The sequence below is a fragment of the Roseovarius sp. BRH_c41 genome (assembly GCF_000961715.1).
GTDB lineage: Bacteria > Pseudomonadota > Alphaproteobacteria > Rhodobacterales > Rhodobacteraceae > Roseovarius.
Genome location: NZ_LADY01000037.1, coordinates 160272 through 186717, shown reverse-complemented (window position 1 = coordinate 186717; position 26446 = coordinate 160272). Strand labels below are relative to the sequence as shown.

Genomic DNA, 26446 nt, shown 5'->3' with positions numbered 1-26446 from the left:
GTTCGGAAATGGCCTGACGAGCTGCCTGCAGAGCGCGCTCGGATCCGCCTTGGCGGCTCGTTTCACGTGTTTCCTGCTTAGGCACATGAACTGCTTCAGGTTGGTCCGGAAGCCGTCGATCAAGGTTCTCCGACAATCTACGGATCCGCTCGATCACCCGCCGATGCAGAGGAAAGGCGCGGCGCAATTCCCGGACCGCCCGATCGTTTCCTCGCAGGATGATGGCCGCCCCCAACAAGGGACGGGCCATGCCGACACCGACTGCGGCGAGCGCCATCAACCTTTCGCGCTCGTTGGCGGAGATGACGGACGCTGAGCGGCCAAAGTCCTGCATCGATACGACATGCAGGGTCAAATCCATCCGGCGCAGCCGCCTGAGATCGTTCGTCGCGACAGCCGTTTTCAAAGCTTGCGCGCCGCGAGCAGCGCGCGCAAGAAGCCGGTCTGATACGGCTTCGGTTAGCCGCTTCGTTGCGAGGGTCTGTCCACAGACCTCGCAGGTCATCGACCACGCAAAGCGCCAATGCCGAAGTACCAAATCGGGCGTTTTCTCCACGCAGGCCGAACAATACTGGAAGTCATGCGGCGACACGCATCGGGCGGATTGATGCATCTTGGCCATAAGGGTCATGGCGGTGATCTCATCCCGGGTCCGCTGAAGCACAGCTGTCACTGTGCCCTAATTAATCAGATTCTGCGGATTCAGGGCATTTGGGGACACTTTTGTACCCTTAATTACAATATATCCACAGGCTCCACGCCTCAGGATTTGACGCTACTTGAGAGCCTCCAGATTGCATCGGCGCGCGTCAGCAGCGCTTGGCGATTTGCGTCCGGTCCGAGTTCGGAAATGGCCTGACGAGCTGCCTGCAGAGCGCGCTCGGATCCGCCTTGGCGGCTCGTTTCACGTGTTTCCTGCTTAGGCACATGAACTGCTTCAGGTTGGTCCGGAAGCCGTCGATCAAGGTTCTCCGACAATCTACGGATCCGCTCGATCACCCGCCGATGCAGAGGAAAGGCGCGGCGCAATTCCCGGACCGCCCGATCGTTTCCTCGCAGGATGATGGCCGCCCCCAACAAGGGACGGGCCATGCCGACACCGACTGCGGCGAGCGCCATCAACCTTTCGCGCTCGTTGGCGGAGATGACGGACGCTGAGCGGCCAAAGTCCTGCATCGATACGACATGCAGGGTCAAATCCATCCGGCGCAGCCGCCTGAGATCGTTCGTCGCGACAGCCGTTTTCAAAGCTTGCGCGCCGCGAGCAGCGCGCGCAAGAAGCCGGTCTGATACGGCTTCGGTTAGCCGCTTCGTTGCGAGGGTCTGTCCACAGACCTCGCAGGTCATCGACCACGCAAAGCGCCAATGCCGAAGTACCAAATCGGGCGTTTTCTCCACGCAGGCCGAACAATACTGGAAGTCATGCGGCGACACGCATCGGGCGGATTGATGCATCTTGGCCATAAGGGTCATGGCGGTGATCTCATCCCGGGTCCGCTGAAGCACAGCACTAAGCCGCACCCAGTCCACCACCCGTAGGTCGCTCGCATGCTCAGGCACCCTACCCTGCCCCAAACCCAGATAGCCACAAAGCTCTGCTACCGAGCAATGATTGGCCTTCGCCAACCGACCGATCCAGCTGGTCAAGAGCTCATCGCGCACCGGCGGTGGCCGAAACGGTAGCGGTCTGACGTTCACCCGAATGCAGCAACGGGCTGGCGAGGAATGCTCCAGGCGTGCTTCGTCCATAGCGGTTGCCAGGCCTGAACCGCTTCGTCCGTGATCCGCTCGTCTCCGGTCTCGATCGCATCGATAGCCAGGGACTTGATCATGATGAACACGCGCGACGTGACGCCACCGGTCACTTTCAGGATCGTCCGAAGCGACGCCACCGTCAGACCCGAGCGTTGCTCAAGCGCCATCGCCGCGATCAATGTCTGGATTAGGCGAGAGAACTCCACATCATCTTCCCAAAGCGGCAGGTAGTGTTCGTCCAGACGTCGGGCCAGTTGGTCGTCTCCTCGAACCGCCTCCAGAGCTTCGTTCACACCGAAGACGACGAGCGAGGCACGGAGATCGTTGGCGAGGAACCGGAGCATGTTCAGGAAACGACGTTGCTCCCGGTAGCTGCCAGCAAGCAGATTGTGCACCTCGTCTATCATCAACATCCTAAGGTCCATGTCCCGAAGATGACTGAGCGCGCGCACCTCGAGCTCGGACACGGTATGCCGGCCCCACATCGGCGCCCCAATCGTCGCCAGGATGTGCTGATAGAAGCGTTTTTCGTCCGGTGCGGGCGGGGCCTGAACCAGCAGGATGGGTGTCTTCGTGACGCCCAGATCGGCATTGTACTGCGTTGGATATTTGCTCGCCATCCGCTTGGCGATCATCGTTTTTCCGATGCCAGAGCTTCCATAGACCATCAACCCCGGCATCCGGCTTTGCTGCGGCATTTCCATCAGGGATGTCAATCGGTTGAGAACGATGGTGGCACGGTCAAACGCAATCCAATGGTCGCCGCGAATACGGTCAATTCTTTCGTCTGGGGTCATTAAACTCATCAATCTCATAGGTTGGCAGATCAGGATTGCCCGTGTCGATCGCGAACATTTCGCGCGATGGATCGCGGCGCGGTTTGTGCCGGGGAAGCCGAGCACCTCTTTCGTTTTCCAAGCGGGCAGTCCGTGTCTTTTGGCGCGCCGCCTCGGCCAGCCGCCGTTGCGCGTCTATCAATTGGAATAGGACCCGCTCGTTGATCCGACCGCCATGTTTGTCCTGCCATTCTTTCCGCGCCCGCCGACTTTCCCAAAGCGATATCCGCGGGTGGCTGAGATCCCGGTAGCGCGCCGGGATCACACGGCCGTCACCGGAGATGACCCAGACCTGCGACAAGTCTCGCGGATCGTATTTCACCTGCACCTTGCCCTGCCCGCGTCCGACCAACGACGCGAAGACATCACTCCAGTAATGGACCCCGAAGAGCGTGATCCCGGTGCGCCCGAGTTGGCGCCACTCGAAGGGCAAGAAGCTCGTCCGAAAGGCTTCGACGTCAACAACCTGCCGCCCCGCAGTATCCCCGCCGAGGTCAGCCCAGGCAGCCAACGGCGTTCGGCCGAGGGCTTCGTGAACCGTATTGTGGTAGCGGCAGATTTCCAGATGAAGCCAATCTTCGAACTCGGTCAGTGTCAGGGCCGCGTGCTTCTCGCTGTCATAATCGCCCTTCTCGACGATTGAAGAATGTGTCGTCCCGGGCAGCACATGAACGGCACCCATGGTCGTTCCGATCAACCGTTCGACATGGCCGCCATTGTGTTTGCCGCCAAGCGGGCGATACTCGACGGCAATGCCCCAATCTTCGCAGGCCATTCTGAAGGAGTCGCTGTGGAATTCCTGCGCATTGTCGACGTGGATCGCCTTCGGAATGCCAGCCGTCGGCCAAACCAGCTCTTCCATTGTTCCAGGAACGTGCACCAATTTTCGGCGCACACAGTGATCGAGACATAGGGCGATCGACAAGACAGAGGGTTCATCGAAAGTGACATGTACCCCGAGAACGATCCGGCTCGCGACATCGATGGCCACCGTCAGATAGGGGCGCGCAAGCGGCAGTCGATTGACGTGATCGACCAACGTGATGTCCGAAGTCGTATGATCGATCTGAACGACTTCCAGCGGGGCTGAAACTTCAAGGCGGCCAGGGCGCGCGGCAAAAACCTTGTCAGCCTCCTCTGCCCCGCGCCGTTTCCGGAAGACCACTCGCTGATCCATCGCCTCGAGACGGGCTTTGACCGTTTTCCGGGTCGGGGGCTGAAACCCCTTCGCTTCGCACTCGGCACGGATCTCGCGCCAGATGCGAAGAAAGCTCGAACGCTCACGAACCAGATAGTAGCGCTGCAGACTCTCATCGATGATGATTTCGACGTCTTGAGCGATCCGTTTCGACCCCGGTTTCGGCCCGCGACGGTCCAACTCCAGCGCCGTGGCACGTGCATCGTTCTCTCTCAGACGCCGGTAGAGCGACCATGTGTGGCTTTTCGCCAAGCCGAGTTCCCAAGCCGCTTCCCCGATAGCAGCGCTGATCGGCTCACCCCTCTTCTCAAGCTCTAGGATCGGCCGAAGAACCGCTGCACGATGTTTCGCAATACGTTCGCTGGCCACGTAAATCCCCCGTCCCAACAGGCCGACACTTATCCACAGTTCCGGCCGTACGGCAATTAAGGGTACAGTATGGTAATTAACGGTGCAATATGAAAATTAAGGGTACAAACTGCCATTGATTCTATGGAACAATTTCAGGCCGGATTCTGATTAATTAGGGTACAATGACACCAGGTCTTCAGATGAGATGATCGCAGGTTGCGCGTCAGCAAGGTTGTCGCTGCCTCATAAAGATGCTTTCGCAACATCTTGTCGCCTTGCTTCGAGATACGTCCGTTTCTACTGGTTTCGCCGGACTCGTATCGTCTTGGCGTCAGTCCGAGATATGCGCCCGCACTTGACGACCTAAGCTATCGCCAGGCGGGATGGCTCTACGGGAACTGCTCTGTACGCCAGACTGGCAATCGGATTATCGCAGTTGTGCAGTTGGGATCGGACCGGACTTCAAAGTCGCCACCGTGAAGTTCGACCAACTTGCGCGTTAATGGAAGGCCAAGACCCAGTCCGCCTCGCGTGTCCCGATGTTTGATATCACCACCAACCACGAAGGGTTCATAGAGCTTGGCCAGTTCTACATGCTCACCCAGGTTGCCGCTATCAGCGACCCAGAGCTCGATATTCCCCTGTGCGTCCTGACCGGCACCGACGGTGATGTCTTGACCGCCATGATTAATCGCGTTGAGGGCAAGAGCGTTCAGTGCAACCTTGATCTGGTTCGGATCAAGAAAGACCTGCTGTGTCAATGAACCCTCATCAAGGGTGATCGACTTCAGGACACCGTCGGCACCCGGTAGGTGCAGGTAAGCGATTTCCGCAAAAAGGTCTCCCAATTCGCAACGGTTTTCGTTCAGCCGCAGCTCACCTGTCGAGGCATCACTGAACGCTATAACCGCTTCCACGAGGTTCATCAGGTGTTCGACTGCTTTCCCCGCCGCCCTCATCAATTTCGGATTGACGCCGCTTTCAGCGGTAGCTTCGAGAAGTTGCAGACTGCCACGCAGGATCGTGAGCGGCGTCCGTAACTCATGGCCTATCAAGGTGATGAAAGTGGTCTTCGCGAATTCATCTTCTGTCTTTACCGCCGGTTTCGGCGGAACGCTTTCGAGGGCCGCGACCACGGCCCTGCCCAAGTCCGCAAGGATAGCCATCTGTTGGTCCGAGGGGGCGTCGTGCGGGACGAGATCGAGACCACAGAGACTTCCGAAACGATGTCCCGATGAAAGTACCAAGGGTACTCCGGCATAGTACCGGGCTTCTGGGCCTCCCTTGACGACCATCGGGTGTCGTTTGAAGCGCGGGTCTTTGCTCAGGTCAGGAACCACGAGTGGTTCGTTTGACATAATCGTATGCGCGCAAAAACTGTTGTCTTTGGGCATACGGTGCAGCTCTATCCCGACGACAGCCTTGTACCACTGCGTGTCGTCCTCAACGACACTGATGTGGGCGATGGGACAATCAAGAAGTTTCCTTGCGGCCTCGCAAATAGCTTCGAAAACTGCGTCATTCTCTTCCGTCAGGCCCGGAACGGCAAAAAGAGATCGGAGGCGTGCTTCCTCATTGAACGGAATGGGATAGGTCCTCATAAGCGGCGCCTCTTGGGAAATTAACTTTCACGTCAAAAAGTAGGCTATTTCCGGTTTTGTCAACGATTGCGTTTGCGTGCTCAATGACCGGGGAAAAAGGACGCCTCCGATAGAGATGGCTCGGCACTGAGCGCGGCCCGTGGCAGGTCGGCAAGTTCTGATAGTTTCCACCACTCAATCCTAGCACAACGCTAGGTGGGGGATGTCCAATCCATCAGAACCGCCCATGATCTTCTCTCTTCGCCGGGTCGGCCTGTGACTGCCCTCGATCCGATTGTTGAGCCCTTTATGTGCACGATGGTCAGCACCAGGAACGAGATCCGCGATCGGCTTTGCGTAGCTGCGCAGTTTGTCGGTGATGATCACTCTGGGGCAGGGAGTGGGCAAAACCTGAGGGCGTCGGTGTATGCTGATGGACTTTTTGGAAGAAATAGATCCGCTGCAGCCGGCGCGGGCTGGTAGCTTGAAAGTGGATGTGAGCCGGGGTGAGCGGAACGGGTGTGTATCGTTCGAATGGTTCAACCGGCCCGATGATGAGCGGCATCTTTCGCTCGATGATCTCTGGGCATCGGTGAAGGGCCGGTCGCATCACCCCAGCTCAGAAGCGTCACCAGAATCTGTCCGGTCGCGTTCATGCCGTTGTCGATCGCCCGCTTGCCCGTGAGAATCTGCGCTACCGCCAGCGGCTCGATATCCTGGTGCGCGTTACCGGCGATACAACCAAGATCGCACGATCCGCCCACATTGTCAGCGCCGTGCGTAGCATTTCTTGCATTTGCTTGACGCCGATCGAAACAAACAAGATCTCCGACGCGACGCCCTTTTTCTTTCAACCGAATAGCCTCTTCAACGGCGACCTCGTTGAATGGGTTCATGGACATCCTAACGTTGGCGAGATCGGCACCGCTATTCGTTCACGATGATCGCGTCCTCGATGGACGCGTTCGAAGTGAGGAGGTCGTACTCGGCCTGAAACTGGCTGTATACCTAAAGCGTGAGATCGCGAAGCGTGTTGGTCACGGTCTCCTCAGCGTCTTCGATGAGAGGCCGCCATGTCACGCTGTCCCGGGTGAAACTTCTGGCGGCTTCACTCCGTGGCTTCTTACGAGGCGCATCGACGCCTATTCTGAAGATTGGAGGAATAACACATGGTTCGTACACTTCTCGTAGGCACAGCCCTTGCATTCATGTCGACCACTGCGATGGCACAGAACCCGACCGTAGGCGGCGCAGAGATGTTCGCTGAAAAGAACATCATCGAGAACGCCGTGAACTCGCCAATCCACACGACGCTGGTTGCGGCAGTTAAGCAGGCTGGTCTGGTCGAAACCCTGTCCGGGCCGGGCCCCTTCACAGTATTCGCACCGACTGATGAGGCGTTCGGCATGATCAAGAAGAAATCGCTCGACGCGTTGATGCAGCCCGGCGCCAAGGATCAGCTTGCCAAAATCCTGACTTGCCATGTGGTTGCCGCAGACGCCATGTCGTCTGCCATTGCAGGGATGATCGCCGATGACAATGGCAATCACGCTGTTCCGACGGTCGGAGGTTGTACTCTTCAAGCAAAGATGGATGGCGACAAGATCACGCTGACCGACGAAAATGGCCGTGTCGCCACCGTGACGACTGCAGACGTCGAGCAGTCGAACGGTGTGATCCACGTCATAGATCGGGTGCTGCTTCCCAAGCAATAGGGGCTCCTTTAGAGCGCATGCGATCAGATGCCACCTGTCCGATAGCGGCAGGTGGCATCGACGCCGAAAGAAACCTGCGCAACCTTAACTGAGATTGCAGGTATACGAAGACCATTGGCGCTGTGCCATTCTTTCTTGGACGCAAACGACTTGGGAATGTACAAAACGTAGTGGTTCGGCGACCAGCTTTGCAATACATAGCTGCCCGTCAAGTGCTGCGGCTCGTATGGCAGCTACTTGACGTGCGCCCTGCACCCCCTCCGCCTCGGCCAATGCGTCGCGCAACTGGAAGAGCGTGATGTCCGGGTCTTGGGCAACCAGCTCCTCAAGGAATGCACGGTGTGGTGCCAGCTTGCCCTGACCGCGTGGACGCCCCCGAGGGGCCGGGGCCGAATTTCCTCTGGTTCTGACCTGTCGTGCCCATCGTGCGCCTGTGGCTGGCGAGAGTTTCAGACGTAACGCCGACGCCCGCCCGCTTAACCCATCTTCAATCAGTCGCTGAAATCGCACACAAAGCGCCAAAGGCAAAGGTGCTGATATGACCCATCCTCCCACTCAGGATGGATCACATTCAAGACCAATTGGGCATCCCCCGCGACTCAGGTTTCACGCGAAACGCTCTAAACCAGCGGACGCGTCCCCGCCGGGACGTATGACGCGGATAAGGCCGTCACTCTGAATGCACTGATCAGCGAAACGAGTGCGAGGACCACTTAGGCCGATCCGACCATCCGACGCCAACATGCGGCGACCCATGGAGGTCGACCGCGGAGAGAGCCATGAACCTGGCGCGCGTGAAGGCATCAATTATAAAACTTGACCAATGCGATTAGAGAACTTCAGAGGAGGCACTCCATCCACAGGCTTGCCAGCCGGGTTTTTTGAAGATAACCACAATGTACGCAGGGGAGTCCCAACCGAGGGACTGAGAGGCGGCTGGCCCGCTACGGGCAGTGTCGCGACCCTTTGAACCTGATCCAGTTGACACTGGCGTAGGAAGCTAGGGCGCGTGATTTTGCCGGTAAGGGGCATATCCCGTGGTCTGAACCGGGGGCTCTGCGATGCTCTCATGCCTCCCCAGCCGCGCGCATCTGGTCTCTTTGCAGAACGTGACTCGAGGAGCACCATCATGAACGTCCCGACCCAACGCATCACCCCAAGCGTGACCACCGGGCCCCTGCCCGCCTCCAGAAAAATCTATGTCAACGGCCAGTTGCATCCCGAAATCGCGGTGCCGATGCGCGAAATCTCGACCCACCCGACCGCTGGCGAGGCCCCGCTTGCCGTCTATGACAGCTCTGGTGCCTACACTGATCCGGACCTCACCACCGACATTCGCCAGGGCCTGCCGCCACTCCGCCGCTCTTGGATCATGGCGCGCGGGGATGTGGAGGATTACGAGGGCCGCCACATCAAACCCGAGGATAACGGTTTTGTCACGGGCGACCGGCTGGTACCGGAATTTCCGGTCAAACCCCAGCCGCTGCGCGCCAAACCGGGGGCTGCCCCTACCCAACTCGCCTATGCCCGCGCAGGCATCATCACGCCCGAGATGGAATTCGTCGCCATCCGCGAGAATCAGCTGCGAGAGCTGACACCCTGCCACCGTGACGGCAACGACTGGGGCGCCAATATCCCTGATTACGTCACCCCGGAGTTTGTCCGGCAGGAAATCGCGGCAGGCCGCGCCATCATCCCGGCCAATATCAATCACCCCGAACTTGAGCCGATGATCATCGGGCGCAATTTTCTGGTCAAGATCAACGCCAATATGGGCACCTCCGCCGTCACCTCCTCGATGGAGGAAGAGGTGGACAAACTGGTCTGGGCGATCCGCTGGGGGGCGGACACGGTGATGGATCTCTCCACGGGCCGCAACATCCACAACACTCGCGAATGGATCATCCGCAATTCCCCCGCGCCCATCGGCACCGTGCCAATCTATCAGGCCTTGGAAAAGGTGAATGGCATCGCCGAAGACCTCACGTGGGAGGTGTTCCGCGACACGCTGATCGAGCAGGCCGAACAGGGTGTGGATTACTTCACTATCCACGCTGGCGTGCGTTTGCATATGGTGCCGATGACCGTGGACCGGGTAACGGGGATCGTCAGCCGTGGCGGCTCGATCATGGCCAAATGGCGCCTGCATCATCACCGCGAGTCGTTCCTTTATGAGCATTTCGAGGAGGTCTGCGACATCTGCCGCCAATATGACGTGAGCTTTTCGCTTGGCGACGGGCTGCGCCCCGGCTCGATCGCCGATGCCAATGACGCCGCGCAATTCGCGGAATTGGAGACATTGGGCGAATTGACCAAAATTGCCTGGGCCAAGGACTGCCAGGTGATGATCGAGGGGCCGGGCCATGTCGCCATGCACAAGATCAAGGAGAACATGGAAAAGCAGCTTGAGTGTTGTCACGAGGCCCCGTTCTACACCCTCGGGCCGCTCACCACGGACATCGCCCCCGGCTATGACCACATCACCAGCGGTATCGGGGCTGCGATGATTGGCTGGTTCGGCTGTGCGATGCTCTGCTATGTCACGCCCAAGGAACATCTGGGCCTGCCCGACCGCGACGATGTGAAAACTGGCGTCATCACTTACAAGATCGCCGCCCATGCCGCCGACCTCGCAAAGGGGTTGCCGGGGGCGCAGCGGCGCGACGATGCGCTCAGCCGGGCGCGGTTTGAATTTCGCTGGGAGGATCAGTTTAATCTCTCGCTCGATCCCGAAACCGCGCGCGATTTCCATGATCAGACCTTGCCCAAAGAGGCGCATAAGGTGGCGCATTTCTGTTCGATGTGCGGGCCAAAGTTCTGTTCCATGCGGATCAGCCACGATATCCGCGCGGAGGCGCAGAAAGAGGGTATGGCGGCGATGGCGGAAAAATTCCGCGAGGCCGGCGATCTCTATGTGCCCTTGGATGAATGAACGTATCCTCAACCTCTTGCAGGCATAGGACCATCTAGAAGAAACTGCGCCGCAACAAGCTTGCTGCGGCGCAGTGCTGTTATTGCTTGACTGTCAACGTGGTGACGCGCGGCATGCCATCGTCACCCATCACAAGGGTCATGACAACTTTGTCGCCAACGGAAATTCCAAGCATCACCTCGGCTTCTTTCGCAAATGGCATTTCCATTATCATTTGAGGTCAGTCGATCTCGGGGATTGGAGCATGGCTGACGTTCACGCTATCCTCGTTGATGCTGTTTACCGTCGCGTCAACGAGCATGGCTTCTTCGGCAGAAGCCTTGTCCATGGTCATTGTACCATGATTCATCCCTTCCATGTTGCTCATTTGGGCTATGGCCATTGGTGTGCTCAGGATCACGGTCACGATAATCAGTAGAATCTTGCGCATTGGGTTCTCCTTCTTGTTACGCCAATCGGTGTCGGACGATCATTCGCCAGGCACTGCGGAAGTTGCGAAATCAGTGGGTTCTCGGCGTTCGTTTGCCAACTCGCGTTTGTCTGACGTCAGCACGTTTGGAACAGATTAGAGGATTTGAGCAACGAAGGAGTTCTGGTTCATGCTATCGATTAGGAGATCGAGATGAACAAGAAGCCCGGAACATTGAAAGACGCAGCGGACAAGCTGGTCAAAAACATCCGCCGTGTCTGACGTCAGCACCCGTGGGACTGATTTGAGGATTTGAACAACGGATGATTTCTGGCTCATCTTATCGATTAGGAGATCGAGATGATGAAGAAGCCTGAAACTCAGAAGGACGCGGCTGACAAGTTGGTCAAGAACATTCGCCGCAAGACCCGGCAAACCTATTCAGCGGAAGAGAAAATCCGCATTGTCTTGGCTGGGTTACGCGGCGAGGAAAGCATTTCGGTGCCCTGCCGCCGGGAGGGCATAGCCGAAAGCTTGAATTACAGCTGGTCGAAGGACTTTCTGGAAGCTGGCAAGTGGCGGTTGTCGGGCGAGACAGCCCGCCAAGCAACTTCGCCTGAGGTAAAGGACCTGCGTTCCGAAGCTTTGGCTCTGAAGGAATGCGTGGCAGATCTCACCTTGGAAAACCGCATGCTCAAAAAAAGCATGACAGGGGTTCGGGAGGACGAGGAATGAGATACCCCGCATCTGAGAGGCTGGAGATCATTCGGACGGTCGAAGGATCGCATCTGCCGACCAAATTCACTGGCAGATGAGAGAGGCGATTTACCTCTCTCGTGTCAGCGCATCGGGAAGCACGCGAGCACATATTAGCTTCTAGTTTATCGTGCCCGCCAGCCGAGACTGGCGGGCTTTCTTGCTTATCACAAGAAACTGAAGTCATCCACAGTAATGCTCGCCGCCGCGATGCCTTCGACTAGAATGGTGTTGCCGTTTAAGTTGAACTGCGCGCCTGCAACCGTGTCGACGATACCCAAAGCATCAACGAAACCCGCAATACCATTGCCGCCATTTCTGATGTTGGTCTCACCAGTGTTAGGGTTCACAATCCGGATGAAGAAGCTGTCGGTTCCATCCTCGAAATCAGTAATCACGTCGGCATCGCCGTCGAAGAAAGACGCGAATACGAACTGATCCGCGCCGGTGCCGCCGGTCATCACATCGTTGCCAGCGCCGCCGTTGATCGTGTCATTGCCGGTGCCGCCATCGATCGTATCGTTGCGTCCGCCCCCGGCGAGAAAATCATTGTCGTCGTCGCCAAATATTAAATCATCACCCTCGCCGCCACCGACCCGGTCATTGCCGGCACCGGCGTCAATCGTGTCACGCCCAGTGCCACCACCGACATCATCGGTCCCGCCACCCGCGTTGATCAGCTCATTGCCAAAGCTGCCAGACATGCTGTCATTGCCACCGCCACCCTCTAGCGTATCATTCCCGGCACCGCCTGCGACCACGTCATTACCGGTGCCGCCCGTGATGGAATCTGCGCCAAAACCGCTACCGATGATGTCATCGCCGTCACCACCGTCGATCGTGTCATTTCCCAGACCGCCTCCGATACTGTCATTTCCCTCCCCCCCATTTAGCTGGTCATCGCCGTCGAGACCGCGCAGGGTATCATCACCCAATCCGCCATGAAGGTTGTCATGCGCTTCGCTGCCCGTAACGATCCGGCGGGCCGCATCGCCTTCGGGCGCCTCAGCCCTCAGGGGTTCCTCCATGCTGACGGCCTCAATCTTCATGTAGAGTAGGGACCAGGATTGCATGGTCACCAAGAATGCCTCCAGCTCTTTTGGAGTGACGAGATCTACAATTTCCGTTGTTTGAATGACAGGGTCTGCCGCTTCATCTTGCCCACCCGCACCGCCATCCCATAATTCAATCCAAGAGACACTATATCGAACGCTGTCGAGCACTTCGCTCAGGTTCAGCAGTATTCGGTTTTCCGTGCCGCTACGCTCTGACAGAATAACGAAAGCCTCTGTTTCGTTCTCGAACCCATGGATATCAACGTTGCCTTGATCGAGGAAACCAAGGAATGGGGTCATTCCCATTGTGTTGGTGAGCTGGGCGTAGGCCTCTCCCGCGATCGTCAAATGCTGGCGGTTCTGGTGGATTAGAGTGACGGAAGAACTTTGGTCGAAAATCGAGGGCCAGAAATATGCGGTCGTCACGTCGTGGGTGACCATCTCATAGAACATTGCAACATTTGTTGCAGCCTGCTGCAGGCCCCGATTGTTGGCTTCATCCACATCGCCATTTCTGCGGACATTCCATTCTGTGATGTAGAAATCCAGTTTTGGAAGGCTGGCGTCGCGCATCGGCAGACTTTGACGCCATAGTTCAAGCTGATTGAATCCGTAGTGCTCGTCAGCATCGACCGCATCAAAGCCGCCATCAAGGAAATAGTGTTCTGTCACGCCGTCGATCGCATCCACCGCATTCGACGTATCAAAAATGATCTGCTGGCCATTTGCGTTCTGAACTGTCACGTGATCCTGTTCAAAAGCGGAAATGATCGCGATATTCTGCTGACGTGCAGTGCCCTGCGATGGCACGACGACCTTTGTCAGATCGCTGACTTCCGGGACATTGGCCTCACCCATCTCATGCAGTTCGTAGATGAAACCCGTTGCCTCATCGACGTATAGAATGGTCGTGCCATTTGGGGAGTAGGTTCCGGCCGCACTGAGTGTCTGGACAACAATGTCGGCTTGCGCAGGCCGTGCGATAGCCAACGAGTCTAGCGTTCTCTCGACCACCGCCGCCACAGCTGCGGCCAATTGGCCATACTCGCTCGCAGTCATCCGACCCGAGGCCATGAACTCATTGCCGATCTCGAAGGCATCAACAGTGACGCCTTGTTGTTGCGAGGTCAAAGCCGCCATGGCGACGAAATCAGCCACATTTTCCAGATAGGCCTCAGTGACAACCCGGTTGCCAAAGTCACCTGACAGAAGCGCCTCGGAAGCCGTCTGCGAAAACCCGTTTATCGTTGGAATTACAAGCGTAACGCTCTTTTCGATGGTTGCTGCAAAATTCAAGAATTTAAAGAAAGGTATCAACTCAACGTGCGCATCTTCAAATGAGCCTATTGTTCGGTTATGACTACCGCCCGCAATGTCAGATATGTCAAAATACCATTCGGTAACTGACCCGCCGGGGAACCTTATTGCGTGAAGCCCCAGCCCCTGAAAACGCGCGCCTAATTCCTGCACGAACGACAAATCTGTCGTCATTGTCAGGTTGGCACCAAACATGTCTTCCACAATTACTGTTTTAGAGTTTTCATCCGTCTGATCGTAAACGCGAAGCATTGCTTTGGCACCTTGAAATGGTCGGTAGGTTGCGAGCTCCGCTCCCTAAAGAAAACGACAACCAAAGGAAGGTGGCATTTTTATGTCGAACAACTTCGGATTGCAGAACCTGATTACTAGGCAGCCGACTCATAAAACTCGATCCACAGTCTGACCGACGCCAGTTTGATCATCGACAGGAAGTTGCGTGACGTCTTTTCGTATCGGGTTGCGATACGACGGAACGAGGCTTTCAGCCTGCCAAAGAAACGCTCGATTTTGTTGCGTTCCCGGTAGATTTCAGCATCGAATTCGGCGGGCAGTTTACGGTTTGCCTTGGGAGGGATCACGTCGATAGCACCCTGTTCCCAGATCATGTCCCTGATCCAGTCTGCGTCATATGCCTTGTCCGCGAGCACGTGTTGACCAGGCTGTAGGTTGGCGAGCAGCGTCTTGCACGGCGGCGCGTCATGGGCTTGACCGGGTGTCAATTCATATCGGATCGGCAGCCCATCCTGATTGGTAAGTGCATGTATTTTCGTCCCTAATCCGCCCCGTGAACGACCTAAACAGCGGCGCGGGTCTTTTTTTGAGTGTTGTGGCGGAATGATGCGCGCGCACGCTGGTCCCGTCGACCATCACCATGTCAACGTTATGCGCGTCGGCGATGGCGTCCATGATCCGGTCCCAGTGGCCCGCATAACTCCACCGGTTGAAACAGTTGTAGACCGTGGTCGGTGGGCCGTATTGCTCTGGTAGATCAGCCCAAGGGATGCCGGTGCGCAGGACGTAGAAAATACCGTTGATCACGCGGCGGTCATCAACCCGCTTCTTGCCCCTTGTCTTGTTGGGCAAGACCGCCTTGATGAATTCCCATTCAAGATCGCTCATGTCTGATCGTGCCATTTGCATCCTCCCGCCCGATGTTCGCCCGGGAGTGAATCACAAACCTATACAGTTAAACAAGAATTAATGGGTGTACTGCCTAGTGAATTGAGTCAAAGAGAAATCCTTCACCGTTCTCAAATGTCGTTTCAACGATGATGCGCACTTCCACAGCTGGATGAACGCGCGCCGGGGTGGACTTCTGGTCCCGGATGCGGCAAAGCGCTGGACTTGACTGCACCCCGCTTGCGCCAGCTTCTCTCTTGTACCGATCCCATGAGGCTAATTGGCATCGTCAAGTTGTCGGAGTTCCCGGCAGCGAAAGCCAGGGCGTTTGACCTCAGGCCGCTTTCAGCTCACGCGTGATGTCGTCACAGACCCAATGGGCGTCGGCTCTGGTCTGGCGATAGGCGGCGGCTGGATGTGTATGGCGGCGCGGGCGAAAGACGGTTTGGACCTGATCATGAGCGGAAAGAAATTGCTGGGCTTGTTTTGGCGATTTGAATCTTCCCATGATCTTTTCTCGTCGTCGGGTGGGGCGGTGCGATCCTTCAGATCGATTGTTGAGACCTTTATGGCTGCGGTGCTCGATGCCCAGAGCGAGGTCTTTCAGGGCGGCCCCGTAGCTTCGAAGTTTGTCCGTGACAACAACTCGCGGTTGGCCAAAGGTCTTGAACAGTTTGCGGAAGAACCGATTTGCGGCGTGGCTGAATGAGGATGTCCAGCACATCGCCATTGCTATCAACAGCGCGCCACAACCAATATTTCTTCCCGTTGATCGGAATGACAACTTCGTCGAAGTGCCATTTGTCCGCCGCCGCCGGACGATCCCGCCGGATCATTTTGGCATATTGCGACCCGAATTTTGCAACCCAAGCGCGGACCGTTTCATAGCTGACCACCACACCGCGCGCGGCCAGAAGGTCCTCGACATCGCGCAAGCTCATTGGAAATCTGAAATATTCCCAGACGGCGTAGGCGATGATTTCAGAAGGGAATCGATGCCCTTTGAAAGCGCCGGATTGCTTGGATTTGGTCATGAGGATACCTACCCCCACGGGCGCTGCCCCGCAACTTGACGATGCCCGCTGGATCAATCCCGAACTTCACGGCTGGTGGGTTGGGCGGGATTTTCACATAGCCGTCGATGTCGCGACAGGCGCATTGAAGCACTATGAAAGTTTCCTGCGCCACTTCCACGCTTGTTACCACCCTCAATACAACGGCAACCAACCAGTCATCCACCCGCAGCCTGCCGGGATCGCGGTGACAGACACGGGCGCGACGTTTGTGGGCTGGCACGCGATCACACTAATCCGGGTAGGTTTGGACCCAACTGGGCAGATGCGCGTTTACTTCTTCAATCCCAACAATGACAGCGGACAAGATTGGGGCCACGGTATCGTTGTCTCGACACAGGGCAGCGGAGAACGGTTCGGGGAAGGTTCGCTACCCTTCGAGGATTTTGCCGCTCGGCTCTACTTGTTCCACGATGACGGGCTGACGCCCCTTCCGACAGTGCCGGTGCCGGACGACCAGATTGTTAGTATCGCGACCAAAGGGCGAAAAAGCTGGGCTGCTGGCCGTATCGATCTTTGTCCGACAACGCCCCAGTAAAGTGATAGTGCAGGCCTCATCCGCAGACTTGCGATTGAAGCCCGGGCGGAGATCTGCGCCTGCGGAGTGCCGCATACGCAGAGGGCTTCAGTAGGTCTCTACGACTTCGCTATATTCTCCACGCAACTGGATGGTCATCGTGATAGGCGCGCTGTCCCGGTTCCGCCAGAACCACCCGTGGTCACCGGCAAAGGGCGCTTCGATGCTGCCTTCGCCCGAAGTCTGGCCGCTGCCACGCTCATAGTCGACCGATTCACCGCCGCTGTGAGCGTGCAGGTCAAAGTTGACCCGCCCTCCGGTTGCAGTCCAGGAATATTCGGCCACGTTTCCGGCTTCCATCGTCATCTTGATTTCAGCAGTGCCGTCGGGTTCCAGAACGAAGGTTACGGTGTCCTGCCTCGTCTGCTGCGCGTCCTGCGCGTAGGCAGTTCCGACGAACAGGCCGAAGACGGCGTCGATAACGCTGGAGGACTGGTCCCGTGCACGCTGTTCGTCGAGCAAGCGATCCGCCTCGGCTTCTTCGGCAAGCTGGACCTAAATCTCCCCCATTCCCTTTCGTGCATTTTGTCGGGTGAGCAGGGTGCCAGAGCGAGAGACCACGGTGGTAGAAACGGCCCAAGCTATCAATTGGTCGCTCCGTCGGGTCCCATGACTGCCCTATGTCGACAATCTCCTCCGCGCAGCCGATCAATTAAACGCCGCTTCTCTGCTTAAGCCCAGTGTAAAGAGCATTCAGATCTCGATGCGGATCGCGGACAAAGGCATGCCGTCTCCATGCTAGGAATTGTTTACGGTTATTCAGCATCTAAGCCTATTGTCAGTCCGTCTGTGATCATCTTTCATAATTTGTCTTAATAACTCAGTATCCATGTCCGCCACAAACCCACAAACCCACAAAACCACATTTATTCATTTATGGGTCACGGTGGGTCTTGCCGGATGGGTAGCCAATGATGGTGCCTATGGCCGGATCAACAATTTTCTCAAAGTCTTCTTGCAGCCCTTGCGTTTGGATTATTGCAAGAATGCGAATTTCTGCGTCCGGGCAGACAACCCGAAGGAGTTCCGCGCAAGCAAAGCTTGTTCGCCCTATGGTCACAACATCATCCACGATGGTGATCTTGTTCGGCCCGAAGAACGGTCTCTCCGCCTCGATGCTTTCCAGGTAATAGGGACAGACGAACGCCGGGAATTGCTTGTTAGGCGCTGCGTCTTAGCGCTTGCGCCTCGAACCTTCTTAGCGTGTAACGCGACAGATGGTAGTCGTTATCCTCGCTCTCCAGTTCTGGGAACAGCGCTACGATCTCGTCGCGCTCAGTCGGGTTGACTGCGTTGAGCGATTGCGGGCCGGGGTAAAGGCTCTCAACAGGGCTTGCTTCGGCAAAAATGATCTGGTGCCCATCGAACAACAAATGCCAATATTCTATAGTTTTGAACGGGACGATGCAGATTGTGTCGTCATCAACCAAGTGTTTGGCGGCCACCAGCACCTGAGGTTCGCCAAAGAGCAATTCGGCATGTGCTCCCGAAACCAATATACGGTGATTTTGCGAAACCCAGAGATCTCGCACATTGCCAATTGCCCCGCGCTTTATGCGCACCGGTGCGTTCGCGCAGACCCCCGCAACGGAGGCGCCGCCAATCCAACGAATTGGTTTTGCGCCCTCATCCATTGTGTTGACCAGATCTCCCACTTGCAGCGTTTCAATAGATTGCGGACCTGTGGGCGTCTCGATCAGAGTGCCGGAAACAAAGCATACGATGCTGTTCTCGGCCAGAATATTGAGTTTACTGGAAAAACTTCCGTCGGATAGTTCGCCTTCGGCTATGACGCCATCCCCATTCAGGTCGATATCCTCATTGGTGGGCACCTTGAGAGGGCCATTTGTTGAGGCCAGAGTGCCTAGGATATCGAAGCCGGCCACAACAGCCATCTCTCCAAGGATGGGCGCAGATGGGTCGATCGAGGTTAGTGATGATGCGTTGAATTCCAGATAGCGGTCGCCCATCGTATTGCGCCCAAAATCGATATCCGCTCCGCCGCCAGCTGGAGACGTGTATTCGTATTTTGCGATATCGTAGAAATAATCCGAGGCATTATCATACACCGTTATGCCCACAATCACCGAACCGTCATTTAGCACGCCACCCCCATCTACGCCCGTTACGTTGTAAACGACGATGTCATCGCCCTCAAAGACAGCCATGCCATTATGGATCATCAACTCGCCACCACCCTTGGCGTTCGAGTTTGTTTGCGGATCGCCAATGATGCTGAATCCGTTCAACAATAGCCTTGTATCGGCCATAACTTCTGTTTTCCGCCTCAATTGCCCGCGTCTTTTGCGCGGTTTTATTTATATTTCCACCCTCGACTTCGAGCATTACGGCAAAATAATGGCGCAATTAAGGCGGCATCCATTCATGCTTTAGCGCAGCAGACCGATGGGACCAGATGTTAGGTGTTGGTTGCGCGACCAAAAAATTCTGACGCGCCGGGCGCGGACTTGATCGAGGTATGCCCCGGCATTTCCGGTGGGCTTTCGATCGGGACGGATTTAGGTCAGGAAAAGGAGGACTTGCTATGACCGGGGCAAAGGTATTGTGTGACTTTATGCAAACACTGCTTTGGGCGGTCCTATGCGCGAGCCACGCAGAACGCAGATGGGTGACTGGATCAAGACGATTATCAACGTCGTGTTTGGGGTATTGGTTGTATTGGTAGCCGACGGCTCGGCGCGGCTGGTCACAACTGAATTTTGGCCACTTGCAGTGGTTATGCCTGTCCTAGTCGCAGGGCTAGTCCTGTTCGAGAAGGGGTTCAACGGATTGATTGATTGGGGATTTCCAAGCGAGGTTCAGCCTGCGCGCAAGTCTAAAGCGCAAGGTTTTGCACGATTTGCGCGGCTTCTGAGCCTTCCAGTCGGCATCGCGATCGGTTTAATCTTGGCACTTTTCGGTTTGACTGATGCGACCCTTGCGATGGTTTGATATTTTGCATGGATCTGGGCTCGCTCACCGTTGCAATTGGAACAACTGTCTGACCTCAGCACCCGTGGGACAGATTTAAGGATTTGAACCAAGGATGAATTTTGCCCAATCATCCATCATCTCGCGCCGCTTATCCAACATATAAGTGCGCCTAGAGGCACGCTCCACGTCGCTAGCTATGGTGTGTGCGAGCGCAATCTCTGCCATGTCGCGTGGGTAGCTAGTGCGCTCTGCTGTCCAGTCGCGGAAACTGGATACTGTCAATGGAGGCTCCGGCTTTGACACAGCTTTAGTTAATTCCACTTTTACCAACGCCGTGATCACGGAAACGTTAGAGGGATTCACAATCTCTGATGCCGACGGCACCGACGAATTTGTGGGCATTGAGCAGTTCATGTTTTCGGATATGATGATTGCTGCGCAAGACTTGATCGAAGAGCCTTTTGTTCCGGATGTCATTGTCACCGGAACTTTGGGGTCAGATTTCCTCGCCGGCACTCCGGACAACGACAGTATTACAGGTGGTGATGGCGATGATTCCATCCCGGCCGGCGATGGCAACGATTTCGTCGACGCGGGCCCAGGCAATGACCAAGTTGGCGGTGGTTTTGGCAATGACACCATCATTGGCGGCGATGGCGATGATGTGATGGGTGCCGGCTTTGGCGTTGACAGCGTCTCGGGCGGCCTTGGCAATGACGTGGTGGCGGGCGGTGCTGGCAAGGATACGCTGGATGGCGGTGATGGCAATGACAGCATGTCCGGGAGCTTTGGCAACGACCTTATCCGTGGCGGAGACGGTGCGGATGATATTGGCGGTGGCACAGGGCGTGACACGATCGACGCGGGGGCGGGTAACGACCGGGTCGGTGGCGGGGAGGGCGACGATTTAATCTCTGGCGGTGCGGGCAATGACTTCCTTGCAGGCGGTGGCCGCAACGACACCATCGACGGTGGCACGGGCAATGACACTCTCAATGGTGGCGCTGGTAATGATGTAATGACCGGTGGAGCGGATGCGGATCAAGTCGTGTTCTCGGCGTTCTTCGATGGCGAAGCGGATGTGATCACCGATTTCGAGGATGGCATCGACCGCTTCTTCATCCGGATTGTGAACCCTGACACGGGTGAGACTAACATCAGCAACGGTAACAACTGGCTCCAGGGCTTTGTGGCGGCTTTGGGGATCGTCGATACAGCTGCAGGGGCGCAGTTGAACGTGAACGGCAATACCATTCTGGTCGAAGGCACCGCGGCGGCGAGCCTCACTGTGGATGACTTCAGTTTCTTGTGATGAGTAAGAAACCCGCCAGGCTCGGCTGGCGGGCACGATGAACCAGAAGCTCACATGTGCTCGCGTGCTTCCCAATGCCCTGACACGAGAGAGGTAAATCGCCTCTCTCATTTATAAGGACCGCTAGACCAGTTGGGCCATTGGGACCAAATGAACCGGATGAATCTGAAAAATGCATTAGTTTCAATGCGGTCCAAGTGGTCCAACCGGTGCAAGCCAAAGCTAACAAATTTCAAAGTTATCAATTCTTAAGAAGGCACGTCGTTTCAGGCATCCGCGTAAGCAAGGTCTCGATCCACAGGAACAAAGTTCAATTTGGAAGTCTTAGCCGAGGAATGGCTCGATTTCGCGGTATAGACCTCTGCCCAAACGCGTGGGAGCGGAGGCTAAGAACCTCAAAAGTGGTTATTTGGTCTTCCGCGCACGTGCAAAAGTGTTACCGATAGAAACATTTGGCACCATGACGGCTGAAATAGCCGCAACCTTCCGATCGACTATAAAGTTCAGTCTGCATTGACCATACCTAGGACCTCGGCGACGAGAGGATTTGGAAACCGGCGTCGCAGCGTGACGGCAAGAAACCACTCTGATATGCTCTGGAGCTGGGCGCGCTCGACCAGTAGGCCTGAACGAAGTTCGTCTTGCACGACTATCGGCGGCAATACCGCAAGGCCAGCACCTGCCCGAGCCAGAAGGCGGAGCGTGGCCATATCGTCGGCCTCGGCCGCAATGTGCGGCACGACGCCAAGGCGCTCGATCAAACCATCAAAGGCCGCGCGTAAGGCTGACTCCGGTGTTGGCAGGATCAGCGGTTCGCTTGTCAGCAGGGCGGTCAGCGATAGTGGAACTGCCGTATCGCGCGGAAATCCGACAACGCTGACTGGCTGTTCCGTCAATGCCTGCACAAGATAGGGGCTTGCAGCGTCGCGGGCAGGCGCAACGTTGGTCAAAACAATGTCAAGCGACAAAGCCTCAAGCCCACGAATTAGATCGGATTGTGCCCCCGAGCGAAGCACCAGCTCCACATCCCGCCGCCCGATTAGCGGTGTGACAAAGCCGATCAGGAAATTGCGCGACAGCGTCGATAGCGCTCCGACGCGCAACGCCCGGCGCACATTTCCTGATTGGGCCAACGTGGCGGTCAAATCATCCGCGGTGCGAAATATCGCCTCCGCATGATCGAGCGCAATACGCCCCGCTTCGGTCAGCAGGAGGCCGCGCCCGCGACGTTCAAAAAGATCGTGGCCAAGTACCGTTTCTAGTGTGCGAAGCTGTATCGAGACGGCCGATTGCGACAGGTTCAGTGTCCGTGCCGCACCGGTTAGTGTGCCATCTCGTGCTACGGCGCGAAAGAGCCGGAGATGGTGCAGATTCATCAAGGTCTCACTTCTAAAATATAGAACGATATGAATTAAAATATGAATTTTTATTCATGCATGGCAAGCCGTATTCCTGCGCAAACGATTTGCACAGGAGATCAGTCAGATGTTTCTGCCGATATTTTCGCTCCTTATGCCGCTTGCGGTTCTGTTGACGGCCTTGCTGTTTATCGCCCGGCCGGGCCGCCGCCCGGGGCACCTGCCGCGCGTTGCGGAGGCGGCGACGCTTGTTGCTCTTGGGATTGCGGGCGCAAATCTTTTGCAACTCTTTGCCGCTGGATCCCTGAGCCTCGCGATGGCCAACGGTCTAGTCCTGCTGCGTCTGGATGCGATCAGCGCCACAATGGCAGTGCTCGTAGCATTTGTGGGCTGGGTCGTGGTGCGGTACTCCCGCACCTACCTTGATGGTGAGGCACGCGAAGGCGCGTTTCATGGCTGGATGCTTGTGGCGCTGGCGGCGGTCCTGACCCTTGTGCAGGCGGGCAGCATGGTGGTTCTGATAGCAGCCTTCGTCGCCGTCGGTCTTGTGATGCGGCAACTGCTGCTTTTCTACTCCGAACGGCCTGAGGCGCGGCGTGCTGCGGCCAAGTTCACACTGGTCTGGGGCGCGGGAGACGTGGCGCTGATCTTGGCGGCGCTGCTGCTGGTATCGGCCTTTGGTACATTGAACGTTGCTGCACTGAATGAGGCAGCGGCGGGTGGTCTGCCCATAGTGGCGCAAATTGCAGTGGCGCTGTTGGTGCTTAGCGCCGCGTTCAAAACTGCCTGCTTTCCGCTGCATGGCTGGCTGACGGAGGTTATGGAAGCGCCCACCCCTGTCTCGGCGCTGCTACATGCGGGCATCATCAACGCGGGTGGCGTGCTGTTGATCGTCACTTCCGGCCTAGTTGAAGCCAGCCCCGGTGCGATGGCCGCCCTAGTCCTACTGGGCGGCTTCACGGCGTTGTTTGGCAGCGCGGTCATGCTGACGCAAAGCGCTGTCAAGACCGCGCTGGCTTGGTCGACTGTGGCGCAGATGGGCTTCATGCTGCTGCAATGCGGCCTAGGGCTATGGCCATTGGCGCTGCTGCATATCGTGGCCCACTCGATTTACAAGGCGCATGCTTTTCTCGCGTCCGGGTGCGCCGTTCAGGCGGTGGTGCAAGTTCGACTTCCTGGTGCAATCGCCGTTCCAAACCTGCGCGCGGTGGGGCGGTCTTTCGCTCTGGCACTGCTACTCTATGCCGTGGTGGCGCTTGGCTTTGGTTGGGCGGTTGGCCCGAAATCCGCGCAGTCCCTTGCACTCGGTGCCATCCTGATCTTCGGCGTGGCCTATCTGGTGGCCCAAGGGTTGGCAGATGCGGCCCCGCGCGCGCTCACCCTGCGCACGGCGCGCGCCTCGCTTGGCGCGGCTGTCGCCTATTTCTTCTTTCAGACCTTGGCCAAGCTGCTCTGGGGGCCGCACCTGCCTGCAGCACCCGTGCCAGGGCCGCTGGAATGGGCAATGATCGTGCTGGCAGTGGCCTCCTTCGGGCTTGTCGCCGTGGCGCAGGCGCTGTTCCCGCTCTGGGCACATCACCCGGCAACGGCGGGTCTGCGCGTGCATATCGCAAACGGACTTTATCTAAACGCACTGCTTGACCGCGCTATCGGCGGTCTGAAAACCGGCAAGTCAAATTGATTTCATCGAGGAAACTAATAACATGTTTTTGAAACACAGCGAAATCGAACCCGCGTCCGTGTTGCACGTTCTTAAGAGGGCCGCAGCTTCGGCGCGCGCTATCCCGCCGGCGTTCCCTTTGGATGGCACTGTTGCTGTCAATCCGTTTCTCGGCCAGTTAAACGAGGATTTGCCCCATGCAGCCGCACGATTGGCGCGGGTGGCGGGAGTACGGCTAACCGCGGCGCGCACTGAACTGGCGGCCAAGGTCAAGGCAGGCGTCATCACCGATGATGATCTTGCTGCAGCACTTTGGTTTAGCACATCGCCCGTCAAGCCCGTTGATCTGGCGTTGTTGAAGGCCAAATTGGCGACCGAAAGTCCGGCACAGCAGGCCCTGCCGACAGTCGCCGACCTTGCAGCAAAAGTGACCGGAACCGATTGGCCTGCCGTGATCTCGCGCAGCTTCGGGCTCTGGGCTGCAGGGCATTTCGACCGGGGGCAGGCGTTCTGGACGCCCGCACCTGCTTTGGGTGCCTTTGCGGCCTGGCGGGCTTGGGCTACGCATGACATGACACCCGAGATCGCCGGGTTGAGCTGCTTTTGCGCCCATGTGGCGGCAGCGCCTGACACATCGGAGTGTGCCGTCCTTCGGGCAGCCACCGCACTTGATTTGACGGAGGATGCGGCAGAGACGGCGTTCCACCGGCTGTTGATGGATCTTGGCGGCTGGTCGCAACACGCACGCTGGCTGTCGTGGCAAGCCGAGATGGCGGGCGGTTTGGACGAGACGCTGACGGACCTGCTGGCGATCCGTTTGATCTGGGACGAAGCCCTGCTGGCGCATTTCCCCGAACTAGCGGATGAGTGGCATAGGACGGTCGCTGCCCATGCCGCGCCGATTGCCCCGACTGCGGATCAGGTTCTCGACGCGATCCTTCAGGATGCGGCGGAACGTGCGTATCAACGGCAGCTGTCCGGGATGCTCGCCAAGCCCAAACGAGTCATCGAACGGTCCGCCGTGCAGGCGGCCTTTTGCATCGACGTGCGCTCCGAGGTGTTTCGCCGCGCGTTCGAGGCGCAGAGCCCTGAGATCGAGACCATCGGTTTTGCGGGTTTCTTTGGCCTGCCATTGGCGCACAAGGTGCAGGGCACTGATCTGGCGCGGGCCCATCTGCCAGCACTGCTTACCCCAGCGATTACCACCTCAAGCCATGGCGACGCCGCGACCGAAGACGAGTTCCGTATCGCCGCCCGCGCCACACGTGCCTGGGGTCGGTTCCGGCAGGCAGCGGTGTCGTCCTTCGCTTTTGTCGAAGCGGCAGGGCCTTTATATGGGTGGCAACTGGTCAAGGATGCTCTGGGGCTCGGGGCTAAGGGTCTGACGCCTGCGCTTGCGCCGCATGTCGTCGGCGGGCTGACAGCGGCGCAAAAGGCCGATACCGCTGCGGCGGTTTTACGTGCGATGAGCCTGACCACGGGTCATGCGCGACTTGTGCTGCTGCTTGGCCACGGGGCACAGATGACCAACAATCCCCATGAAAGCGCCTATCATTGCGGGGCCTGCTGTGGTCAGACCGGGGAAGTGTCGGCGCGGGTTTTGGCGACGCTGCTCAATGATCCGGAAACTCGCAGGGGCCTGTCCGAACGTGGCCTTGAATTGCAAAATGACACGCTGTTCATGGCCGGGCTGCATGATACCGTGACGGATGATATCACCCTCTATCTTGACGGGACCGAAACAGATCACGGTGCAGATATCGCGCAGGCGCAGAAATGGCTGAAGGCGGCTGGCGTCATGGCACGGAAAGAGCGTGCCTTGCGCCTGCCGGGGGCCACGCCACAGACGATTGCTGCCCGTGCGTTGAACTGGGCAGAGGTGCGCCCCGAATGGGGCCTGGCGGGCTGTGCGGGATTTATTGCGGCATCGCGTGGCGTCACATCGGGGTCTGACTTTCAGGGGCGCACTTTTCTGCACAATTACGACTGGAAGGCCGATAAGGATTTTTCCACACTTGAATTGATTATGACTGCACCAGTCGTCGTCGCAAGCTGGATCAACTTGCAATACTATGGCTCCGCCGTGGCGTCTTCGGCATTTGGGGGTGGCAACAAACTGATCCACAATGTTGTCGGCGGTATCGGAGTGCTGCAAGGTAATGGAGGCATCTTGCGTCCGGGCCAGCCTTGGCAGACGATCCACGACGGTGACAAGATCATGCATGACCCGCTGCGCTTGTCTGTGATGATCGAAGCGCCGAAAGAGGCGATCATCGATATTTTGGACCGTCACCCACAGGTGCGTGCCCTTTTTGACAATGGCTGGTTGCATCTTTTCGTGCTTGATAATGGCCATGTCGCAGCGCGCTACCAAACCGGCTTGACGTGGATCAAGATGCAGAATCCTGTCGAGGCGACATGACATTCCCTCCAACGGAAACCACTCCATGCCTGTGGGAAAAGATCAGCAACGCGGGCGTGATCCAGATCGAGATGTCGAAATCGC

Annotated in this window: 19 protein-coding genes, 7 pseudogenes and 1 riboswitch; of the genes and pseudogenes, 9 read left to right on the top strand and 17 right to left on the bottom strand. The window is 57.3% G+C overall.

All coding sequences use genetic code 11. From position 1 onward, the window contains the following. The 7 genes and pseudogenes from VR71_RS12185 to VR71_RS25000 form a co-directional block, all read right to left on the bottom strand. Positions 1-622 (bottom strand): hypothetical protein (locus VR71_RS12185; protein ID WP_296430334.1); only part of this gene is annotated, 622 nt, incomplete at its 3' end. Between the two features lie 140 nt (positions 623-762). After that, on the bottom strand, positions 763-1749 hold the full coding sequence (locus VR71_RS12180; RefSeq protein WP_296430332.1) for a TniQ family protein: 987 nt from the start codon (positions 1747-1749) through the stop codon (positions 763-765). Further along, positions 1695-2552: a TniB family NTP-binding protein gene (locus VR71_RS12175; protein WP_296430329.1), complete on the bottom strand. Its 858-nt coding sequence runs from the start codon at positions 2550-2552 to the stop codon at positions 1695-1697. Before VR71_RS12175 ends, VR71_RS12180 begins: the two co-directional genes overlap by 55 nt. After that, positions 2530-4158, bottom strand: a complete 1629-nt coding sequence (locus VR71_RS12170; RefSeq protein WP_296430327.1) for a transposase family protein — start codon at positions 4156-4158, stop codon at positions 2530-2532. Before VR71_RS12170 ends, VR71_RS12175 begins: the two co-directional genes overlap by 23 nt. A 170-nt stretch (positions 4159-4328) precedes the next feature. Beyond that, positions 4329-4505 (bottom strand): annotated as a pseudogene (locus VR71_RS25005) (transposase); the annotation flags it as partial. A 24-nt stretch (positions 4506-4529) separates the two neighbouring features. Further along, entirely contained in the window at positions 4530-5741 is a 1212-nt protein-coding gene (locus VR71_RS12165; RefSeq protein ID WP_045684231.1) for a GAF domain-containing sensor histidine kinase, read from the bottom strand. Positions 5742-5963: 222 nt separating this feature from the next. Next, positions 5964-6113: pseudogene (locus tag VR71_RS25000) on the bottom strand (DDE-type integrase/transposase/recombinase); the annotation flags it as partial. 40 nt (positions 6114-6153) lie between these two features. Between VR71_RS25000 and VR71_RS24995 the strand changes: the two are divergent. After that, positions 6154-6327: pseudogene (locus VR71_RS24995) on the top strand (DUF932 domain-containing protein); the annotation flags it as partial. A gap of 7 nt (positions 6328-6334) precedes the next feature. On the opposite strand, the pseudogene VR71_RS12160 reads toward VR71_RS24995, so the two are convergent. Then, positions 6335-6649, bottom strand: a pseudogene (locus VR71_RS12160) (electron transfer flavoprotein subunit beta/FixA family protein); the annotation flags it as partial. Between the two features lie 240 nt (positions 6650-6889). Here VR71_RS12160 and VR71_RS12155 point away from each other — a divergent pair. Together VR71_RS12155 and thiC are read left to right on the top strand one after the other, a co-directional pair. Beyond that, on the top strand, positions 6890-7435 hold the full coding sequence (locus tag VR71_RS12155; protein ID WP_040651921.1) for a fasciclin domain-containing protein: 546 nt from the start codon (positions 6890-6892) through the stop codon (positions 7433-7435). A gap of 894 nt (positions 7436-8329) precedes the next feature. Further along, a riboswitch (TPP riboswitch) is annotated at positions 8330-8451 on the top strand. Between the two features lie 113 nt (positions 8452-8564). Continuing rightward, positions 8565-10367 carry a phosphomethylpyrimidine synthase ThiC gene (gene thiC, locus VR71_RS12150; protein WP_045684224.1) on the top strand — a complete coding sequence of 601 codons (1803 nt, stop codon included), beginning with the start codon at positions 8565-8567 and terminating at the stop codon, positions 10365-10367. Positions 10368-10446: 79 nt separating this feature from the next. On the opposite strand, the gene VR71_RS24990 is transcribed toward thiC, so the two are convergent. Together VR71_RS24990 and VR71_RS24985 are read right to left on the bottom strand one after the other, a co-directional pair. Next, positions 10447-10569, bottom strand: coding sequence for a hypothetical protein (locus VR71_RS24990; RefSeq protein WP_198134937.1), 123 nt, complete (start codon positions 10567-10569; stop codon positions 10447-10449). Positions 10570-10587: 18 nt separating this feature from the next. Further along, a complete protein-coding gene (locus VR71_RS24985) occupies positions 10588-10797 on the bottom strand; it encodes a hypothetical protein (protein ID WP_296430325.1) in 210 nt (69 codons plus the stop codon). Positions 10798-11136: 339 nt separating this feature from the next. On the opposite strand from VR71_RS24985, the pseudogene VR71_RS12135 reads away from it, so the two are divergent. After that, positions 11137-11582, top strand: a pseudogene (locus VR71_RS12135) (transposase); the annotation flags it as partial. 117 nt (positions 11583-11699) lie between these two features. Here VR71_RS12135 and VR71_RS12130 read toward each other — a convergent pair. The 3 genes and pseudogenes from VR71_RS12130 to VR71_RS24975 all read right to left on the bottom strand — a co-directional run bounded on the left by VR71_RS12130 (position 11700) and on the right by VR71_RS24975 (position 16060). Continuing rightward, the gene (locus tag VR71_RS12130; protein ID WP_045684219.1) at positions 11700-14156 is read right to left on the bottom strand and encodes a calcium-binding protein; all 2457 of its coding nucleotides are present in this window, start codon (positions 14154-14156) and stop codon (positions 11700-11702) included. Between the two features lie 116 nt (positions 14157-14272). Further along, a protein-coding gene (locus VR71_RS24980; RefSeq protein ID WP_296430323.1) for an IS5 family transposase occupies positions 14273-15041 on the bottom strand; the annotation gives its coding sequence in 2 pieces (ribosomal slippage) (positions 14273-14720 and positions 14719-15041; 771 coding nt in all). A gap of 319 nt (positions 15042-15360) precedes the next feature. Continuing rightward, positions 15361-16060, bottom strand: a pseudogene (locus VR71_RS24975) (IS6 family transposase). On the opposite strand from VR71_RS24975, the gene VR71_RS12110 reads away from it, so the two are divergent. Continuing rightward, positions 16059-16637 (top strand): hypothetical protein, encoded by a 579-nt coding sequence (locus VR71_RS12110; protein ID WP_045684212.1) that lies wholly within the window; start codon positions 16059-16061, stop codon positions 16635-16637. The pseudogene VR71_RS24975 and the gene VR71_RS12110 sit on opposite strands and share 2 nt — an antisense overlap. Positions 16638-16724: 87 nt before the next feature. Here the strand turns inward: VR71_RS12110 and VR71_RS12105 are convergent, their stop codons facing one another. From VR71_RS12105 to VR71_RS24965, 3 genes are all read right to left on the bottom strand, one after another. Next, a complete protein-coding gene (locus tag VR71_RS12105; RefSeq protein WP_296430317.1) occupies positions 16725-17138 on the bottom strand; it encodes a hypothetical protein in 414 nt (137 codons plus the stop codon). A 412-nt stretch (positions 17139-17550) separates the two neighbouring features. Next, positions 17551-17748, bottom strand: a complete 198-nt coding sequence (locus tag VR71_RS24970; RefSeq protein WP_296430315.1) for a hypothetical protein — start codon at positions 17746-17748, stop codon at positions 17551-17553. 88 nt (positions 17749-17836) lie between these two features. Next, positions 17837-18946: a Hint domain-containing protein gene (locus tag VR71_RS24965; RefSeq protein WP_296430314.1), complete on the bottom strand. Its 1110-nt coding sequence runs from the start codon at positions 18944-18946 to the stop codon at positions 17837-17839. Between the two features lie 355 nt (positions 18947-19301). Between VR71_RS24965 and VR71_RS12095 the strand changes: the two genes are divergently transcribed. Then, positions 19302-19628 carry a hypothetical protein gene (locus tag VR71_RS12095; protein ID WP_045684210.1) on the top strand — a complete coding sequence of 109 codons (327 nt, stop codon included), beginning with the start codon at positions 19302-19304 and terminating at the stop codon, positions 19626-19628. A gap of 457 nt (positions 19629-20085) precedes the next feature. Continuing rightward, a pseudogene (locus tag VR71_RS12090) lies at positions 20086-20922 on the top strand (calcium-binding protein); the annotation flags it as partial. Between the two features lie 503 nt (positions 20923-21425). Here the strand turns inward: VR71_RS12090 and VR71_RS12085 are convergent. After that, positions 21426-22298, bottom strand: coding sequence for a LysR family transcriptional regulator (locus VR71_RS12085; RefSeq protein ID WP_045684207.1), 873 nt, complete (start codon positions 22296-22298; stop codon positions 21426-21428). 109 nt (positions 22299-22407) lie between these two features. On the opposite strand from VR71_RS12085, the gene VR71_RS12080 reads away from it, so the two are divergent. Both VR71_RS12080 and VR71_RS12075 read left to right on the top strand, forming a co-directional pair. After that, complete coding sequence (locus VR71_RS12080; RefSeq protein ID WP_296430312.1) at positions 22408-23961, top strand: proton-conducting transporter membrane subunit; 1554 nt, start codon at positions 22408-22410, stop codon at positions 23959-23961. Positions 23962-23983: 22 nt separating this feature from the next. Beyond that, positions 23984-26362: a YbcC family protein gene (locus tag VR71_RS12075; protein ID WP_045684203.1), complete on the top strand. Its 2379-nt coding sequence runs from the start codon at positions 23984-23986 to the stop codon at positions 26360-26362. Positions 26363-26446: the final 84 nt, after the last annotated feature.